This window comes from Paenibacillus sp. QJM3NY_38 (assembly GCF_056173265.1).
In genome coordinates this window covers 6,682,502-6,700,077 of record NZ_CM149665.1, presented here as the reverse complement: position 1 = coordinate 6,700,077, position 17,576 = coordinate 6,682,502, and the positions used below count along the sequence as shown (strand labels likewise).

13 protein-coding genes are annotated in these 17,576 nt (G+C 52.5%); 12 read left to right on the top strand and 1 reads right to left on the bottom strand.

Annotation, left to right across the window (positions count from 1 at the left end):
• Positions 1-473: 473 nt before the first annotated feature.
• The 11 genes from secA to argH all read left to right on the top strand — a co-directional run bounded on the left by secA (position 474) and on the right by argH (position 15,273).
• The gene (secA, locus tag AC0VZ8_RS31175) at positions 474-2,987 is read left to right on the top strand and encodes a preprotein translocase subunit SecA (RefSeq protein ID WP_071219788.1); all 2,514 of its coding nucleotides are present in this window, start codon (positions 474-476) and stop codon (positions 2,985-2,987) included.
• Positions 2,988-3,381: 394 nt separating this feature from the next.
• A protein-coding gene (gene prfB / locus AC0VZ8_RS31170) for a peptide chain release factor 2 (protein ID WP_113059739.1) occupies positions 3,382-4,495 on the top strand; the annotation gives its coding sequence in 2 pieces (ribosomal slippage) (positions 3,382-3,453 and positions 3,455-4,495; 1,113 coding nt in all).
• 26 nt (positions 4,496-4,521) lie between these two features.
• On the top strand, positions 4,522-5,427 hold the full coding sequence (locus tag AC0VZ8_RS31165; protein WP_071219787.1) for a YitT family protein: 906 nt from the start codon (positions 4,522-4,524) through the stop codon (positions 5,425-5,427).
• Between the two features lie 331 nt (positions 5,428-5,758).
• Positions 5,759-6,328 (top strand): GNAT family N-acetyltransferase, encoded by a 570-nt coding sequence (locus AC0VZ8_RS31160; RefSeq protein WP_475485368.1) that lies wholly within the window; start codon positions 5,759-5,761, stop codon positions 6,326-6,328.
• Between the two features lie 390 nt (positions 6,329-6,718).
• The gene (argC, locus tag AC0VZ8_RS31155) at positions 6,719-7,774 is read left to right on the top strand and encodes an N-acetyl-gamma-glutamyl-phosphate reductase (RefSeq protein ID WP_260069444.1); all 1,056 of its coding nucleotides are present in this window, start codon (positions 6,719-6,721) and stop codon (positions 7,772-7,774) included.
• 18 nt (positions 7,775-7,792) lie between these two features.
• Positions 7,793-9,019: a bifunctional glutamate N-acetyltransferase/amino-acid acetyltransferase ArgJ gene (argJ, locus tag AC0VZ8_RS31150; protein WP_194539901.1), complete on the top strand. Its 1,227-nt coding sequence runs from the start codon at positions 7,793-7,795 to the stop codon at positions 9,017-9,019.
• Positions 9,020-9,054: 35 nt separating this feature from the next.
• Positions 9,055-9,891, top strand: a complete 837-nt coding sequence (argB, locus tag AC0VZ8_RS31145) for an acetylglutamate kinase (protein ID WP_475485367.1) — start codon at positions 9,055-9,057, stop codon at positions 9,889-9,891.
• 263 nt (positions 9,892-10,154) lie between these two features.
• Positions 10,155-11,372: an acetylornithine transaminase gene (locus tag AC0VZ8_RS31140; protein ID WP_475485366.1), complete on the top strand. Its 1,218-nt coding sequence runs from the start codon at positions 10,155-10,157 to the stop codon at positions 11,370-11,372.
• A gap of 58 nt (positions 11,373-11,430) precedes the next feature.
• Entirely contained in the window at positions 11,431-12,387 is a 957-nt protein-coding gene (gene argF, locus AC0VZ8_RS31135) for an ornithine carbamoyltransferase (RefSeq protein WP_194539898.1), read from the top strand.
• A 106-nt stretch (positions 12,388-12,493) separates the two neighbouring features.
• Positions 12,494-13,726 carry an argininosuccinate synthase gene (locus AC0VZ8_RS31130; RefSeq protein WP_194539897.1) on the top strand — a complete coding sequence of 411 codons (1,233 nt, stop codon included), beginning with the start codon at positions 12,494-12,496 and terminating at the stop codon, positions 13,724-13,726.
• A 131-nt stretch (positions 13,727-13,857) separates the two neighbouring features.
• The gene (gene argH, locus AC0VZ8_RS31125) at positions 13,858-15,273 is read left to right on the top strand and encodes an argininosuccinate lyase (RefSeq protein WP_475485365.1); all 1,416 of its coding nucleotides are present in this window, start codon (positions 13,858-13,860) and stop codon (positions 15,271-15,273) included.
• A 184-nt stretch (positions 15,274-15,457) separates the two neighbouring features.
• Here the strand turns inward: argH and AC0VZ8_RS31120 are convergent, their stop codons facing one another.
• Positions 15,458-16,231, bottom strand: a complete 774-nt coding sequence (locus AC0VZ8_RS31120) for an alpha/beta hydrolase (RefSeq protein WP_475485364.1) — start codon at positions 16,229-16,231, stop codon at positions 15,458-15,460.
• A 402-nt stretch (positions 16,232-16,633) separates the two neighbouring features.
• Between AC0VZ8_RS31120 and AC0VZ8_RS31115 the strand changes: the two genes are divergently transcribed.
• Positions 16,634-17,362: a bactofilin family protein gene (locus AC0VZ8_RS31115; protein ID WP_475485363.1), complete on the top strand. Its 729-nt coding sequence runs from the start codon at positions 16,634-16,636 to the stop codon at positions 17,360-17,362.
• Positions 17,363-17,576 lie beyond the last annotated feature (214 nt).

Genomic DNA, 17,576 nt, shown 5'->3' with positions numbered 1-17,576 from the left:
GGGGGCCGTTTCTCATACAGCTTCAGGTACAACGTCTTAAGGGCTTCCTATATAAGAGGATTAACGTTCGGTTAGCCACGATTCAGCGATAGTTCTGGGGCGGAGTCTTTGTTATTTTCGGACAATGGGCGATGAATATTTGGCACCCATTTAGATGTAGAGTTTCATTTTATGAAATGAATATACTTCCATTGGTTATGGCTGGGTAAATGCACCACGCAACTTTTTTGAGCCCTCCCGCGTCTCATAGAGTAAGGCTTCGCGTAACAGACACCTCTTGTAATAGCACATATTGTTGCGGCATCCCTTACAAACTGTTACAATTTATGCAAACCCTCATTTTATGGGACGGGCTTTTTAGCCTGCATGAAATGGGACCATCATAAGGAATCAATGAATCGATTTCATCATTTAACCCTTTGGCATTTAATGAAGTTGATTCTATCACTTGTTTTGCACGAAAGGGGTTAACCATGCTAGGACTTGTCAAAAAGATATTCGGCGACACCAACGAGCGTGATGTCAAACGTCTCATGAAGACGGTCGATGTAATCAACAAACTGGAACCGGATTTTGAGAAGCTCTCCGATGAGCAGCTGCAATCTAAAACCGAAGAGTTCCGTGCGCGGATCGAGAAAGGTGAGACGCTGGAGGAATTGCTTCCTGAAGCGTTTGCGACCGTTCGTGAAGCTTCCAGACGGACACTCGGCAAGCGTCACTATGACGTGCAGCTGATCGGAGGAATGGCCCTCCACGAAGGCAGAATTGCAGAGATGAAGACCGGTGAAGGTAAGACCCTTGTAGGTACGCTGCCGGTTTACTTAAATGCCCTGCTTGGCAAAGGTGTTCACGTGGTAACCGTCAATGATTATCTGGCACAGCGTGACAGCCAAGAGATGGCGCAAATATATAACTTCCTGGGAATGACGGTCGGGGTTAACCTGAGCGGTATGGAACACCCGGATAAACAGCAGGCGTATGCTTGCGATATTACGTACGGGACGAACAATGAGTTCGGCTTTGACTATCTGCGGGACAATATGGTCCTCTACAAAGAGCAGATGGTTCAGCGTCCGCTTTATTTCTGTATCATTGACGAAGTGGACTCTATCCTGGTTGACGAAGCGCGTACGCCGCTCATCATTTCGGGACAAGCTCAGAAATCGACCGAGCTATATTTTGCAGCTGACCGCTTCGTGAAGCGTCTGACTGCGGAAGAGGATTATACGGTAGACATTAAGGTCAAATCCGTGGCCTTAACCGAAAAAGGCGTGGCGCTAGCGGAGCGTTCCTTCGGGATCGACAACCTGTATGACCATAACCACGTAACCTTGAACCACCACATTGTACAAGCGCTGAAAGCGAACGTCATTATGCGCCGCGATGTGGATTATGTCGTTACCGACGATGAAGTGGTCATCGTTGACGAATTCACGGGACGTCTGATGGCTGGACGCCGCTATAGCGACGGTCTCCACCAGGCGATTGAAGCGAAGGAAGGCATCGAGGTTCAGAACGAGAGCATGACCCTGGCAACAATCACCTTCCAGAACTACTTCCGTATGTATCGCAAGCTGGCAGGTATGACCGGTACGGCGAAAACCGAGGAAGAAGAATTCAAGAAGATTTATGGCCTTGAAGTGCTGCAAATTCCTACGAACAAACCGAATCAGCGTATCGACATGCCGGATGTGGTTTACAAGAGCGAAGAGGGCAAGTTTAAGGCGGTCGTTGCTGAGATCGTGGAACGCCATAAAAAGAACCAGCCAATTCTGGTGGGTACGGTTTCCATCGAGAACTCCGAACGTTTATCGGAAATGCTGAAGCGCAAAGGCGTCCAGCATAAAGTTCTGAATGCGAAGTACCATGCGGAGGAAGCGGAAATCATCTCCCGCGCCGGTCAGCCGGGATCGGTAACGATCGCGACGAACATGGCGGGACGCGGTACGGATATTTTGCTTGGTGAAGGCGTGCAGGATATTGGCGGGCTTCACATTATCGGTACAGAACGTCACGAATCGCGCCGGATCGATAACCAGCTGCGTGGTCGTGCCGGTCGTCAGGGTGACCCGGGGTCGACTCAGTTCTATCTGTCCCTCGGCGATGAGTTGATGAAACGTTTTGGTACGGACAACGTGCTGAACATGATGGAGCGTCTTGGTTTTGAAGAAGACCAGCCGATTGAGAGCAAAATGATTACCCGTGCGGTTGAATCCGCGCAGAAGCGGGTAGAAGGCAATAACTTCGACATGCGTAAAGTCGTTCTCCAATATGATGACGTCATGAACCAGCAGCGTGAGATCATCTACAAACAGCGCCGCGAGATCTTGGAGTCCCAAGACATTAAGCAAATCGTTGTAGAGATGATTAAGCCGGTCATTGATCGTGTCGTTCAGGCTCACTGCAGCGATGACATTCCGGAGAACTGGGAACTGCAAGAAGTGGCAGACTACGTCAACAGCAAGCTGCTGGACGAGGGTGCCGTTACCCGCGAAGATCTGTGGGGTAAAGAAGCAGAAGAGCTTACCGAGTACATCTTCGATCGCGTGATGAAGAAGTACGAAGAGCGTGAGCAAGCCATCGGCGAAGAAATGGTTCGCGAGTTCGAGAAGGTTATCGTGCTGCGTGCGGTAGACAGTAAGTGGATGGATCATATCGATGCAATGGACCAATTGCGTCAAGGTATTCACCTTCGTGCTTACGGCGGTACCGATCCGCTTCGCGAATACCAATTCGAAGGCTTCGAAATGTTTAATGCCATGATCGCGACGATCCAGGAAGAAGTGGCGACGTACATCATGAAGGCCCAAATCGCGACGAATCAGGAGCGTCAAGCCGTTGTGGACGAGAACAAAGTCTCCACGAACAGCAGCAGCGAACCTGCCGAGAAGCGTCCGGTCCAAGTGGCTGAACAGATCGGCCGGAATGATGCATGCCCTTGCGGCAGCGGCAAGAAATATAAGCACTGCCATGGACAGAACGCATAAGCGATACGGCCTATTGGCGATGAATATAATATAAGAAAAGCATCCATCGACACGCTTTTACAGCAGTCGGATCGCGTGTAGAGGATCATTTTCTTACGATGATCGAATTTGTTCAGTTTCGCTAAAACCGACAATTTCGGTGATCCTTATAAGCCCGTCCAGAATATGGGCGCGAACTTTTCAACTCCCTTAAGAGCGGCAGATGAACCGGGTGATTGTGGTCTATTCCACCGTGATCCGGAATCACTGTTGCGCTTAAGGGAGTTTATCTGAATAAACAGCGAAACCTGTTGTGAAGCGATATGACATGGATTTTCTCTTGAAATGGAACGTTTTTCATACAGGAGAGGGTATACTGAAATTATTACATGAAGATAAGAAAGGACGAGGACTCATGATCGATCCAAGTGTGAAGCAGGACCTGCGTGAAATTAGCAAGAAACTAACCAATCTTAGGGGGTCTCTTTGACTTAGATTTAAAGCAGGAGATGATTGAGAACTTTGAAGAGAAGATGGCGGCCCCGGATTTCTGGGACGACAATGAGAAAGCGCAGGCGCTCATTGCCGAGATGAATGCCGTGAAGTCATCCGTGGATCAATATCTGAAGCTGCAAGCGGATTACGACGATGCCGTCGTGATGATCGAGCTGGCGGATGAAGAAGGCGATGACTCTCTTGCGGGAGAAATTGGAGAGACGATCAAGGACCTGGTTGGGCGTGTGGAAGAGTTTGAACTCCAACTGCTGTTGAACCAGCCTTACGATAAAATGAATGCCATCCTTGAGCTGCATCCGGGCGCGGGGGGTACCGAGTCGCAGGACTGGGGCCAAATGCTGCATCGCATGTATACGCGTTGGGCGGAAAAACGCGGCTTCAAGGTAGAGACGCTGGATTATTTGCCTGGGGATGAAGCGGGAATCAAAAGCGTGACGTTGCTCATTAAGGGCTACAATGCTTATGGGTATTTGAAGGCCGAAAAAGGCGTGCATCGCCTGGTTCGGATCTCCCCGTTCGATTCTTCCGGCCGTCGCCATACCTCATTTGTGTCCTGTGACGTCGTTCCGGAGATTAACGATGAGATTGAACTGGACATCCGCACGGAGGACCTGAAGATTGATACTTACCGTGCGAGCGGTGCCGGTGGTCAGCATATCAATACGACGGACTCGGCCGTACGGATCACTCACTTGCCAACGGGTGTGGTCGTAACCTGTCAGAATGAACGGTCCCAGATTAAGAACCGTGAGCGTGCGATGACCATGCTTCGTTCCAAGCTCTACGAGCGCAAGATTGAAGAGCAGCAGAAGGAATTGGCGGAAATCCGCGGCGAGCAGTCCGACATCGCATGGGGTAGCCAGATCCGCTCGTATGTTTTCCATCCGTACAGCATGGTGAAAGACCATCGTACACAGGTGGAGACCGGAAATATAGGAGCCGTCATGGACGGGGATCTGGATGCTTTTATCGATGGATATTTGCGCAGCCAGATCAAGCAGGAAGTCGAGTAGGACGTTGAGGAGAGATTTGAAGAACTATGGCGCAATCCGCTGGCAATCCATCGATTAACAAAAGAAAAAGAGAACCCCTGATTCCGATCAACGGTCCCCTCAGGCAGACGGTGGACACCGTTTTTATCATCATCGGCTCCTTTATTATGGCGCTGTCATTTAATCTGTTTTTCTTGCCCAACCACATCGCCTCAGGCGGTGTGTCCGGATTGTCGGTTCTCGCGCAAGCATGGCTCGGTATTGAACCGGCCTTTACGCAGTGGGCGCTCAATATCCCCTTGTTTGTGCTCGGCTTCTGGCTGCTAGGACGTGACTATGGCATTCGTTCCCTTTTGGGAAGCGTGGTTTTGCCATTGTTCGTATTTTTGACCAAGGACTGGCCGATTCCAACCTCCAATCCCCTCTTGGCTTCCATCTATGGCGGGATCGGCGTCGGGATCGGCATGGGGCTGGTCTATCGCGGCAGGGGTTCAACCGGTGGATTGACCATCGTGGCTCAGCTCCTGCAAAAATACAGCGGCCTCAGCTTCTCCCTTTGCGTCGTGCTCTTGGATGCGATTGTGATCTCTTCGGCAGCCCTCGTGCTGTCGCTGGAGCAGGCGTTGTACGCACTCATTGGACTGTACGTGACAGGCAAAGTGATTGATGCGATTGAGCTGGGCTTTAGCTTCACCAAGGTGGCTTACATTATATCCGATCATACGGAGCCGATAACCAAGGCCATCCTCGAGGACCTCGACCGTGGATTAACCAAGCTGACCGCAGAGGGAGGCTATACGGGTGAACACCGGACGGTTCTGATGGTTGTGGTCGGACAGAGTGAAATTCCACGTCTGAAGACGGTGGTACAATCGGTGGACCCGAATGCGTTTGTCATCATTAGCAATGCCCATGAGGTATTGGGTGAGGGCTTCCGCAATATTAAGGCGTAAAACAATAAAAGCTGTGTCGAGAGGTTCTCGGCACTTGAAGAGGCGGTGTATATCACCGTCTCTTTTTTTTGTGGACTATAGAATGTATAAGTTTTCAGCGAAGCTGAACTGTTCGTTGAGTTGCAAGCAAAACTTCGAGGCATGAGCCTTCCTGATATCGCAAGCAGAACTTCCTCTAAACGCCGTCATCTTCTGTGAAGTGCGTCGATCGTCGTTTTTCTTATGGGATCGGCCTTTAGGGTAGGGTCAGACTATCGTCCATGAATTTTTCTTTATTTTTCTAGTAAAGAGCATATAATGGTATCTAATATTGTTCAGGGGGTAGGAGATTATGGAAATCGAACAGATCTTTGCTAATTTGCCGGTATTGGAAACCGAGCGCCTCCGGCTTCGCAGAATATCGATGCAGGATGCCGACCAGATGTATGCCTATGCCTCTGATGATGAGGTTGCCAAGTACGTAACATGGGAAACTCACCGCTCGATCAACGACAGTAAGAAATTTATCCAGTTTATACTGGTCCAGTATGCCAAGCATGATATTGCCCCTTGGGGGATCGAGCTAAAGGAGAACGGACGTCTGGTCGGGACGGTGGATTTCGTATGGTGGAAGCCGGAACAGCAGAGTGCCGAGATTGGATATGTACTCGCGCGGGATTGTTGGGGACAAGGTCTCATGACGGAAGCTGCTTCTGCTCTATTGAAACTCGGATTTGGTGAAATGGATCTTGTGCGCATCCAAGCTCGTTGCATAGAAGGGAATATCGGCTCTCAGCGTGTTATGGAGAAGATCGGCATGTCCTATGAGGGGACGTTGAGGAAGGGGATTAAGACCAAAGGGCGGCATTGGGACCTCAAATTATATTCCATTCTAAAAGAAGAATATGAATCAGCACTTTAGTCATTGTATGAAACGGATTTAACTTGTAATTGGGATCAAATTTGAATAATCCATTGTATTTATATGAATACAGTCGTATAATAATACATATTTATGAGACGGATAAAGTCAATGAATACCTAGGAATAAAGCGTGTGCTAACGCAGGAGACAAAAAACTCCGAAGAAGATCATCACCAGCTTGACTGCTTCTTGAAGCAAAAAAGATATCAAGAAGCACCAGTAGACACGCGTGGTTTTTGATAACCCATCATATGATGAGGATAGCATCAGCGCAGCGTGATCGATCGGGTGAAGGAAACGGATGAGCATGGAGTACAGATGAAGGATGGATGAATGGGACCTTGCATAAGGTCCTTCAGCTGTTCCTTGGGGAGAGGGATGAGGAGAAATGACGGACACAAACATAGTAAAAGTAGCTATTGTAGGATCTACCGGCTATGGTGGCGTGGAACTGATCCGGCTGCTGCAAGCACACCCGCGCGTTGAGATTACATCGGTAATCTCGTCCTCAACTGCAGGGGTACCGATCACGGACGGTTTTCCGCATTTGACAAATATCATGACCCAGAACCTAGATGGTGTTAACCCAGCGGAAATCGCTGAGGTGGCAGACCTCGTGTTCGCGGCCACGCCTTCGGGGGTCAGTGCCAAGCTGGTGCCGGAGCTGCTGGATGCAGGCCTGAAGGTCATTGATCTGTCGGGAGATTTTCGCTTAAAAGACGGGGCAGCGTATGAACAGTGGTATAAGCATACGGCTCCGAGTGCGGAACTATTAGAGAAAGCCGTATACGGTCTATGCGAAGTGTTTGGCGAAGAGGTCCGCGATGTCGATTTCATCTCCAATCCGGGCTGCTATCCGACAGCGACGCTGCTCGGGCTGATTCCGGCTATCAGCGCGGGATGGATTGATGCCTCTTCCCTTATTATCGATGCCAAATCCGGTGTGTCCGGTGCAGGCCGGGGAACGAGTTTGATGACGCATTATGCCGAGATCAATGAGAACTTCAAAGCCTATAAGGTGAATAAACACCAGCATATTCCCGAGGTTGAGCAGGTATTGACTCAGGTGGCGGGCGAACCGATTACCGTTACCTTTACCACCCATTTGGTGCCGATGACGAGGGGAATCATGACCACCATGTATGCCACGCTGAATGGTCCATACACGGAAGAGGATTTTATTGAACTGTATCGCCAGTATTTCAAGGATCGCAAGTTTGTGAGAATCCGGGACTTGGGCGTATGGCCTGCGACAAAAGAAGTCAGCGGGTCCAATTACTGCGACATCGGATTCGCGGTAGATGCGCGTACGAACAGAGTGACCATTATATCGGTCATTGACAACGTGGTGAAGGGTGCGGCCGGTCAGGCAATCCAGAACCTGAATTTGATGATGGGATGGGAGGAGAGCCTCGGACTTACGTTTACGCCGATTTATCCGTAAGCGGCTGGGGATACAGACATGGGAGAGAATATGTTTGCGATTATTGATGGGGGCAGCATCGTAACGCCGCAAGGCTTCAAGGCTGCCGGACTCCACTGTGGACTTAAGAAGACCGACCGTAACGATCTGGGTGTCATTGTATGTGACGTGCCTGCCGTGGCGGCAGCTGTATATACGACGAATCTGTTTCAAGCGGCACCGCTGAAGGTAACGCGTGAAAGCCTGCAGGACGGCAAGCTTCGCGCGATTGTCGTGAACAGCGGGAATGCCAATGCCTGTACGGGTAAGCAGGGTGAAGAGGATGCTTACACGATGCGTGCCAATACGGCTGCGCAATTCGGCCTGGACGAGAACGATGTGGCCGTCGCCTCAACGGGAGTCATCGGGGAACTGCTGAAGATGGACCGCGTTTCCTCGGGGATCGCCGGCCTGCCTGCACGACTCAGCGGCGGAAGCGAAGGGGCTGAGAGCTTCAGCCAAGCGATTTTGACAACCGATCTCGTGAAAAAAGAAGCCTGCGTGACCGTTCAAGTTAACGGTACGAAGGTGACTATCGCCGGAACAGCGAAGGGGTCGGGGATGATTCATCCGAACATGGCGACCATGCTCGGATTTATGACGACAGATGCGGTCATTGGTCAGGAAGCGCTGCAGCTGCTGCTGCGCGAAACGACCAATCTGACCTTTAATATGATTACGGTGGATGGCGATACGAGCACCAACGATATGCTTGTCGCGATGGCTAGCGGCATGGCGGGGCACGACATGCTTTCGCCGGAGCACCCGGATTGGGATGCATTCGCAGCTGGCTTCCATTATGTTTGCCAGCAGCTGGCGAAGGCGATCGCGCGTGACGGAGAGGGAGCTTCCCGCCTGATCGAGGTTCGCGTGGACGGTGCTGAAAGCGATGATGACGCGCAAGCAATTGCCAAGACGATCATTGGCTCCAGCCTGGTCAAATCCGCCGTATTCGGCGCAGATGCCAACTGGGGACGCATTATTGCGGCTGTCGGCCGTGCGGGCCGTCCGGTTAATCCGGAGACGGTCGATATTGCCATAGGCCCGATTTCGGTGCTGGAGCAGTCAAGACCCGTTGCTTTTGACGAGGATGCGGCTCTGGTTTACCTTCAGGGAGACACCGTGGATATTGACGTGAAGCTGCATATCGGAAATGGCTCGGCTACGGCCTGGGGCTGTGATTTAACTTATGATTATGTCCGCATTAATGCGGCTTATCGTACTTAGATAATCAAACATTCAGTAGGACGGAGGAGACGGATATGAAGAGCACGATCGATCAAAAGGTTACGCTGCCGGTTCAAACATCAGGTGCGGATACGTTCGTGATGAAATGCGGCGGTAGTACGCTCGCAGCCCTTCCTGACAGCTTCTTCGGGGATTTGAAGAATCTGCAGCAAAAGGGAGTTAATCCCGTTATCGTTCATGGTGGCGGACCCGCGATCTCCGGCAATCTGGAGAAGCTTGGCATCGAGACCGAGTTCGTGAACGGGCTGCGCAAGACGACGGAGGATGTGCTGGACGTTGTGGAGATGGTGCTTGCGGGCACCATCAATAAGCAGATCGTACGACGGATTCAAAGCGTAGGCGGCTCTGCCATCGGTTTATCCGGTTCGGACGGCGGGCTGATCGAGGCCAAACCGGTGACGAACCACGCGGAGGTCGGCTGGGTCGGCGACGTTACGTTCGTGAAGTCATCCATCCTGAGCGGCGTGCTGGAGATGGGATACATGCCGGTGGTTGCGCCGATTGGGGTGGATCTGTCCGGTCAGCGCTACAACATTAATGCCGATACGGCGGCGGGTGCCGTTGCCTCTCACCTGGGGGTTCGCCGGATGATCGTAGTCACCGACGTACCCGGGATCATGAAGGGATCGGGCGGCGAGAAGCGGGTGCTTCCAACCGTGACCGTGCAGGAGATCGAGGATATGATCGGGACAGGCGAAATCTACGGCGGCATGATACCGAAGGTCAGAGCGGCCATCAGCTGCATCCACGGCAAAGTGAGCGAGGTTGTCATCGTGGACGGAAGCGAGCCGAACGTGCTGAGCCGAGTGCTTGGCGGAGAAGTGCTGGGAACACGCATCGTGCGGATGTAATAAGGCACGGTTTGATATTCAAACCGGAACTATAAAAAAACTTCAACGGAGAAGGCGGAATCATTCCGGAGAAGCGAAGCGGGCCCCTTTGTCCACGGAATTTATCCTTGATTACATGATTCCATAAAAATCTGTGGGCAACAGGGATCGGAGGAATGATCCGAATTCGCAGTGCTGGTTAAGCTTAATGGATATTCATATCGTAGGACGGTTCAAACGTGAAACACGAAGCTATGCCAAATGCAAAGGAGAGTGTGAAGGCTATGGGAAAAGAAGCAGCAGGCGGCATCAAAGCCGCTAATGAAAGCTCGTTATTCCAAACGTACGCCAGATACCCAATCGCCCTGGTCAAAGGGGAAGGAAGCTGGTTATGGGACGCTCAAGGCAACAAATATCTTGATTTTATGGCGGGCCTGGCGGTAACGAACCTCGGCCATGCCCCGGTAAAAGTGAAAGAGAAGCTGAAGGCCCAGCTGGATGAATTGTGGCATGTCTCGAACCTGTTCCACATTCCCGGTCAGGAAAAAGCAGCCGAGCTGCTGACAGCGAACACCTGCGCGGATGCGGTATTCTTCTGCAACAGTGGGGCGGAAGCGAACGAAGCGGCCATTAAGCTGGCGCGCCGCTACCATCAGAAGGTGAAGGGAACGGGGCGCTACGAGGTCATTACGTTTACGCAGTCCTTCCATGGACGGACGCTGGCTACGCTGACGGCCACCGGCCAGGATAAGGTAAAGGAAGGTTTCCTTCCGCTTCCGGCAGGCTTCAAGAGCGTTCCGCTGCATGACCTTCCGGCACTGGAATCGGCCATTAACGATAACACCGCTGCGATCATGATCGAAATGGTGCAGGCGGAAGGCGGCGTGCATCCGGTGGAGCCGGAGTTCCTTCAAGCCGTCACCGGGCTGTGCAAGAAGCATGGACTGCTGCTGATCGTGGACGAGGTGCAGACGGGCATGGGCCGGACCGGGAAGCTGTTTGCGCATGAGCATTACGGCATTGAGCCGGATATCTTTACTGTGGCCAAAGGGCTCGGCTCCGGATTCCCGGTCGGCGCGATGCTGGGCAAAGCTTACTTGCGCGAAGCCTTCACGGCAGGAAGCCATGCGACAACGTTTGGCGGCACGCCGATTGCGAGCGCCGTCATCCAGGCCACTATCGAAACGATGCTGGAGGACAATGTGCCGCAGCGTGCGGCCGAAGCCGGAGAATATTTGATGACGGAGCTGAATGAGAGCCTCGGCAGTCATCCCTTTGTGAAGGCGATCCGGGGTAAAGGTCTGCTGATCGGCATCGAATGCGTTGAGCCGGTTGGCGAGCTGGTGCTGAAAGGGCAGAGCCGCGGGCTGCTGTTCGTAACGGCAGGACCGAATGTGATCCGGCTGCTTCCGAATCTGTACGTCACTAAAGAAGAGATCGACCAGGCGGTATCGATTGTTACGGAACTTATACATGAGCATACGGCGGTTAGCCAAGCATAGAAGAATCGTGCAGTGACATTTTGGACAATAACAGCATGGTTAAGGAGGACTGGAGAATATGGCCACTAGCGGACAAGTGAAGGAATTAAGCCTGAAAGGGCGGGATATGATCGAGCTGGACGAATACTCGACGGAAGAGATTCAGTTCTTGCTTGATTCGGCAATTGAGATCAAACGCAAGCAGAAGAACGGCGAAGTCTATCAGCCGCTGAAAGGCAAGACGATCGGGTTGATTTTTGAGAAGTCGTCCACGCGGACGCGGGTTTCATTCGAGGCTGGGATGTTCCAGCTGGGCGGACATGCACTCTTTTTAAGTAAAAACGATATTCAGCTCGGACGCGGCGAGCCGATCAGCGATACGGCTCAGGTGATGTCCCGTTATTTGGACGGCTTGATGATCCGTACCTTCGGGCACGACAACGTGGTCAACCTGGCAAAATATGCCTCCATTCCGGTTATCAACGGCCTGAGCGACATGGCGCATCCATGTCAGGTGCTGGCCGATTTGCAGACCGTGCTGGAGCACAAGGGTAAGCTGAAAGGTCTCAAAATGGCCTTTATCGGCGATGGCAACAATATGGCGCATTCGCTCCTGATTGGCGGTGCCAAGATGGGCATGCATGTGGCCGTAGCCAGTCCGAAGGGCTATGAGGCGGATGCCAGCATCGTGAAGCTGAGCGAGGAAATCGCGGCGCAAACGGGTGGCAAAATTACGATTACGCAAGACCCGATCGAAGCCGCGAAGGATGCGGACGTGATCTATACGGATGTATGGGCAAGCATGGGCTTTGAAGAGGAGCAGGCACAGCGGGAGGCTGCGTTTGCGGACTACCAGGTGAATGAGGAGCTTGTGAAGGCGGCGAAGCCGGATTACTTGTTCCTGCATTGTCTCCCGGCCCATCGGGGCGAAGAGGTCAGTGAAGGCGTGATCGACGGTGCCAATTCCGTCATTTTTGATCAGGCCGAGAACCGTCTCCATGCCCAGAAGGCTTTGATGGTTGCTTTGATGGCATAATGCCGTTGATGGCAAGCGAACATTCTCTATGAAAATGCGTCAATGGACGTTATCTTTAGTATAATGAACGACAGGGTTGTTAGTAACAAAGAGAGGGAGTTTAACGATGGCAAAACAAAAAATCGTGCTGGCGTATTCCGGTGGCCTGGATACGTCCGTTATTCTGAAATGGCTGAAAGAAACTTACGATGCGGAGATCATTGCTTTCACGGCCGATATCGGCCAGAAGGAAGAGCTGGACGGACTTGAGGAAAAAGCGCTGGCGACCGGCGCCTCCAAAGTATACATCGATGATCTGCGCGACGAATTTGCAACAGATTTCATCTATCCGATGTTCCAGGCGGGTGCCATGTACGAAGGGCAGTACCTGCTCGGTACCAGCATCGCGCGTCCGTTGATTGCCAAACGCATGGTGGATATCGCTCGTGCCGAAGGCGCGACGGCGATTGCGCACGGCGCTACGGGCAAAGGGAACGACCAGGTCCGTTTTGAGCTTGGCGTAGCCGGCTTGGCACCGGACATTGAAGTAATCGCGCCTTGGCGCATCGAGGAGTTCCGTAACTCCTTCCCGGGTCGCGCAGAGATGATCGCTTACGCAGAAGCCCATGGCATTCCGGTAACGGCATCCGCGGCGAAATCCTACTCCATGGACCGCAACCTGCTCCATATCAGTTATGAGAGCGGCGTGCTGGAGGATCCTTGGTTCGATGCAAGCGCAGAGGACAGCAAGGATATGTACCTGCTCAGCGTATCGCCTGAGGATGCGCCGGACGAGGCGGAATACCTCGAGCTTACGTTTGAGCAAGGGAATGTTGTTGCGCTGAACGGCGAAACGATGAGCCCGCTGCAAGTGATGGAGAAGCTGAACGAGCTGGGCGGCAAGCACGGCATCGGTCGCGTGGATATGGTGGAGAACCGTTTCGTAGGCATGAAGAGCCGCGGTGTCTACGAGACGCCGGGTGGAACGATCCTGTTCACCGCTCATCGCAAAATGGAATCCATCACGATGGACCGCGAAGTGATGAACCTGCGCGACAGCCTGATTACCCGTTACAGCACCTTGGTTTATAACGGTTTCTGGTTTGCGCCGGAACGTCTGGCACTGCAGGCCCTGGTAACCGAGAGCCAGAAGAACGTATCCGGTACGGTGCGCGTGAAGCTGTATAAAGGCAACATTATCGGCGCAGGCGTAAAGAGTCCGGTTAGTCTGTACAACCCGGATATCGCTACGATGGAAGCCGATCCAACGCAAGCTTATGATCAGGGCGATGCGACCGGCTTTATCCGCTTGAACGCACTGCGTTTGAAAGTGGCAACCGGCGTGAACCAGAATCAATAAGTTTACAATAATGAACAGGCTGAAGGCCGTTTTCATGCAAGGGAGCTCCGTTGATTCTCGCGTAACCGGGATCAATGGGACTTCTTAAGCGGGAAGCGGCCCTCTGCCTTAAACAGAGAGGGGCAAGTGTTGTGAGCAAGTTATGGGGCGGACGCTTTACGAAGCAGACCAACGCATTGGTAGAGGAATATACGGCATCCATCGGTTTTGATAAGCAGCTGGCTGAGGAGGATATCCAGGGAAGCCTTGCGCATGTGTCCATGCTGGGCAAATGCGGCATCGTGCCGGCCGAAGATGTGGAGACGATCAAGGCTGGCTTGAACAAGGTGCTGGAGCGCATCCGTGAGGGCAGCATCGAGTTCTCCGTTTCGGATGAGGATATCCATATGAACATCGAGAAGAATCTGATCGAGGAAATCGGACCTGTCGGCGGCAAGCTCCACACAGGGCGCAGCCGTAACGATCAAGTGGCTACGGATATGCATCTGTATTTGCGTAACCGCGTGGTGGCGCTGACCGGCATGCTGCATGAGCTGCAAACCGCATTAATCGGGCAAGCGAAGGATAACCTGGACACGATTATTCCGGGCTATACGCATCTGCAGCGTGCCCAGCCAATTCTGTTTGCGCATCATCTGATGGCTTACGTGTCTATGTTCCAGCGGGATATCGACCGTCTGATCGACAGCTATAAGCGCATTAATGTGTTGCCGCTCGGGGCAGGCGCGCTTGCGGGGACGACGTTCCCGATCGACCGTCATTTCGTGGCGGAGCAGCTTGGGTTTGACGGCGTTTACGAGAACAGTCTGGATGCGGTCAGCGACCGCGACTTCATTCTGGAATTCCTCTCGGATGCTTCCATCATCATGATGCACTTGTCCCGCCTGAGCGAGGAACTGGTACTCTGGAGCAGCACCGAGTTCAACTTCATCGAGCTGGATGATGCGTTCTGTACGGGCAGCAGCATTATGCCGCAGAAGAAGAATCCGGATGTACCAGAGCTGGTCCGCGGCAAAACCGGTCGGGTATATGGCAACCTGATGGGTCTGCTCACCGTGCTGAAGTCGCTGCCGCTTGCTTATAACAAGGATATGCAGGAAGATAAAGAGGGCATGTTCGACACGGTGGCTACGCTGGAAGGCGCATTGCAGCTGTTTGCTCCGATGATTGCCACGATGAAGGTCAACAAAGGGCGCATGCGCGAAGCGGTGAATACCGACTTCTCCAACGCAACCGACATCGCGGACTTCCTGGTCGGCAAAGGGCTTCCTTTCCGTCAAGCGCATGAAGTGATCGGCAAGACCGTATTGTACTGCATCCAGAACAACAAGTATCTGCTGGACCTGACGCTGGATGAGTTCAAGCAGTTCTCGGAGCTGTTCGACGACTCCATTTATGGCGTGCTTCAACCGGAGACGGTGGTCAATGCGCGTAACGTTTACGGCGGCACGGCAACCGAGCAGGTGAAGGCAGCCATTGACCGCAGCGTGCAGACCCTACAGGTTACGGATGAATGGCTGGGTCTCCGTCAAGGGAATGCAGAGTAACGATACAGAATTCGCAGCGTGAAAAAATAGAGGTGGACCGGCAAACATTACATTTGCCGATCCACCTTTTTTAAGATATCAGAAAAGTATGGACGAATCGCAGAGGCGGCGTACTCCATTGCCACGGATAAACCGAATAGAGGGGCAACTGCCGCCCGTAGGATTGCATGCATATCTTTATTCATCAGGCTTTCAACGGAAGCCACTTCAGCACATCCTGAATGTGAGTATCCCAATATCCCCAATCATGACCGCCTGGGCCTTCCAGATAGGTGAGGTCGAAGGAGGTTTCTTCGCACGCTTTGCGGAATGCTTGATTGTCTTCATAGAGGAAGTCTTCGGTTCCGCAGCATTGATACAGCAGCGGCTTAGGCCCCTCTGATCGATCGACTTCCTGAAGCAGCCACAGCAAGTCGTTGTCGGTGCCGGTAATATCTTGATCTCCGTAGACTAATTGATGTTCAAACAAGGCCTCATTCCTCCGGACATGACCCGCCATATCGAGCGCGCCCGACAAACTGGCAGCTGCGGCAAAGGCTTCGGGGCAGCGAAGGGCCAGTTTGAATGCCCCGTATCCGCCCATGGACAAGCCAGCGACGAAGTTATCTTCTCTCGCGTGGGATAACGGGAAGAAGGAACGGGCAATGGCTGGCAGCTCCTGGCTGATGAAGGTCCAGTATTTGCCGCCGTATTCCATGTCCGTATAGAAGCTGCGGTGCACCTGCGGCATAACGACGGCAATGCCCATCTCGGCCACATAGCGTTCGATGGAGGTTCTGCGCAGCCAGATGGAATCGTCGTCGGACAGGCCGTGCAGCAGGAAGAGCGTCGGATGCAGCCCCTTTTTGGCATGATTGGTCATACCGATCTGCGAAGAGGTTTGCTGAGGGAGAATAACGGTCATGGACGTGCTGAGACCGAGTACCTCCGAGTAGAAGTGACATTGCATAAGAGCCATGTTATGTATCCCCTTTCACTTTTGTAAATGTGAGATCGAAAAGACGAGTCTATTTAAATCATATCACAATCGATCTCCCTTCCTCCAAGCAAATCTGAACCAGCTTCTGCGGGCGTGAACGGATGTACAGTCTGCTGCGTTTGGCCACCTCGCTAATCCTCGGGGATATAAAGGCTGCTCGGGCCGGAATTGTAATGGATGGGATAAGATGCATACTTCGTCTCGGTCTTGAGACCGAGGCGAAGTTCAGCCATCGGGCTGTTCTATGATTAGCGGGGTTGTGGTATCTTAGAGGGAGATTATGGCTCCACCAGGTGGAGGGTGGACATTTATTAAGGTAATTGTTGTGATGAAGCAGTTTAGATATAGATAGTGATTACTTTGTGAATATGGAGGATACTCATGATACCACATGACGACAAGCTATCCGATCTGAAGATTACGGGAACCGGAAGTTCAAGCGGCGGCCAATACGACAAGGTACGCATTGACGGTGCTGGGCAGATAAATGGAGATCTGGATTGCCGGGAATTGATAGGCAATGGAACGATGAGCGTCAATGGCGCCGTCGCTGCGCGTACGATTCGCGTGAACGGTTCGGGAACCATTAAGGGGGCCGTGGAGTCTGAGGAGCTGAATGTAGCCGGCAGCCTGAGCTTGAAGGAAGGATTGCGCAGCCGATCCATCTACATCGGGGGGCATTGCAGCGTTCACGGAGATTCCGAATCGAAGAAGCTTGAGGTGACCGGACACCTGAGAAGCCATGGTGACGTACGGAGTGAATTCGCCACGTTCCAGGGAGGCTTTAAAATCGATGGCCGCCTGCATGTTGGAACAGCGGATATCCGAGTATTGGGTCACTGCCTTGCACAGGAAATCGTTGGAGATCGAATAACGGTTCGCAAAAAAGGGAAGCGGCTCTGGGAAATGCTGTCCTTGTCTTTAAAGGGAACACGTCTGGAGGCTCGTATTATTGAAGGGGACGTCCTAGATCTCGAGTATGTCGAAGCTGATATCGTCCGCGGTAATCGGGTGATCCTAGGCAAAGGCTGCGAGATTCGGCAAGTGGAGTACAGAGACGAACTGTCACAGCATCCGGAAGCCGAGGTCAGAGCGTCCAGGCGGTTTTAAGGGGGAAACGATCCTCCCCACGTTCAGGCCTTAGGCCGAACAGATGGAATATACGAGGCCTTCAGCGCAGATGCCATGGCAGAAGTAGGGACCTTTTATAAAATCGATGTCTTACACTAAATAGCGGCAAGGCAAACAGCCCGGATTCGCGGTTCTATTCGCGAATCCGGGCTGTTCCATGTTTCTACTACGTTGGTATGACCAATCGAAAATC

Excerpts from the sequence above, each read along its gene's own strand:
- secA (WP_071219788.1), top strand. The coding sequence starts at position 474 with ATGCTAGGACTTGTCAAAAAGATATTCGGCGACACCAACGAGCGTGAT.
- AC0VZ8_RS31165 (WP_071219787.1), top strand. The coding sequence starts at position 4,522 with ATGGCGCAATCCGCTGGCAATCCATCGATTAACAAAAGAAAAAGAGAA.
- AC0VZ8_RS31160 (WP_475485368.1), top strand. The coding sequence starts at position 5,759 with ATGGAAATCGAACAGATCTTTGCTAATTTGCCGGTATTGGAAACCGAG.
- argC (WP_260069444.1), top strand. The coding sequence starts at position 6,719 with ATGACGGACACAAACATAGTAAAAGTAGCTATTGTAGGATCTACCGGC.
- argJ (WP_194539901.1), top strand. The coding sequence starts at position 7,793 with ATGGGAGAGAATATGTTTGCGATTATTGATGGGGGCAGCATCGTAACG.
- argB (WP_475485367.1), top strand. The coding sequence starts at position 9,055 with ATGAAGAGCACGATCGATCAAAAGGTTACGCTGCCGGTTCAAACATCA.
- AC0VZ8_RS31140 (WP_475485366.1), top strand. The coding sequence starts at position 10,155 with ATGGGAAAAGAAGCAGCAGGCGGCATCAAAGCCGCTAATGAAAGCTCG.
- argF (WP_194539898.1), top strand. The coding sequence starts at position 11,431 with ATGGCCACTAGCGGACAAGTGAAGGAATTAAGCCTGAAAGGGCGGGAT.
- AC0VZ8_RS31130 (WP_194539897.1), top strand. The coding sequence starts at position 12,494 with ATGGCAAAACAAAAAATCGTGCTGGCGTATTCCGGTGGCCTGGATACG.
- AC0VZ8_RS31120 (WP_475485364.1), bottom strand. The coding sequence starts at position 16,231 with ATGGCTCTTATGCAATGTCACTTCTACTCGGAGGTACTCGGTCTCAGC.
- AC0VZ8_RS31115 (WP_475485363.1), top strand. The coding sequence starts at position 16,634 with ATGATACCACATGACGACAAGCTATCCGATCTGAAGATTACGGGAACC.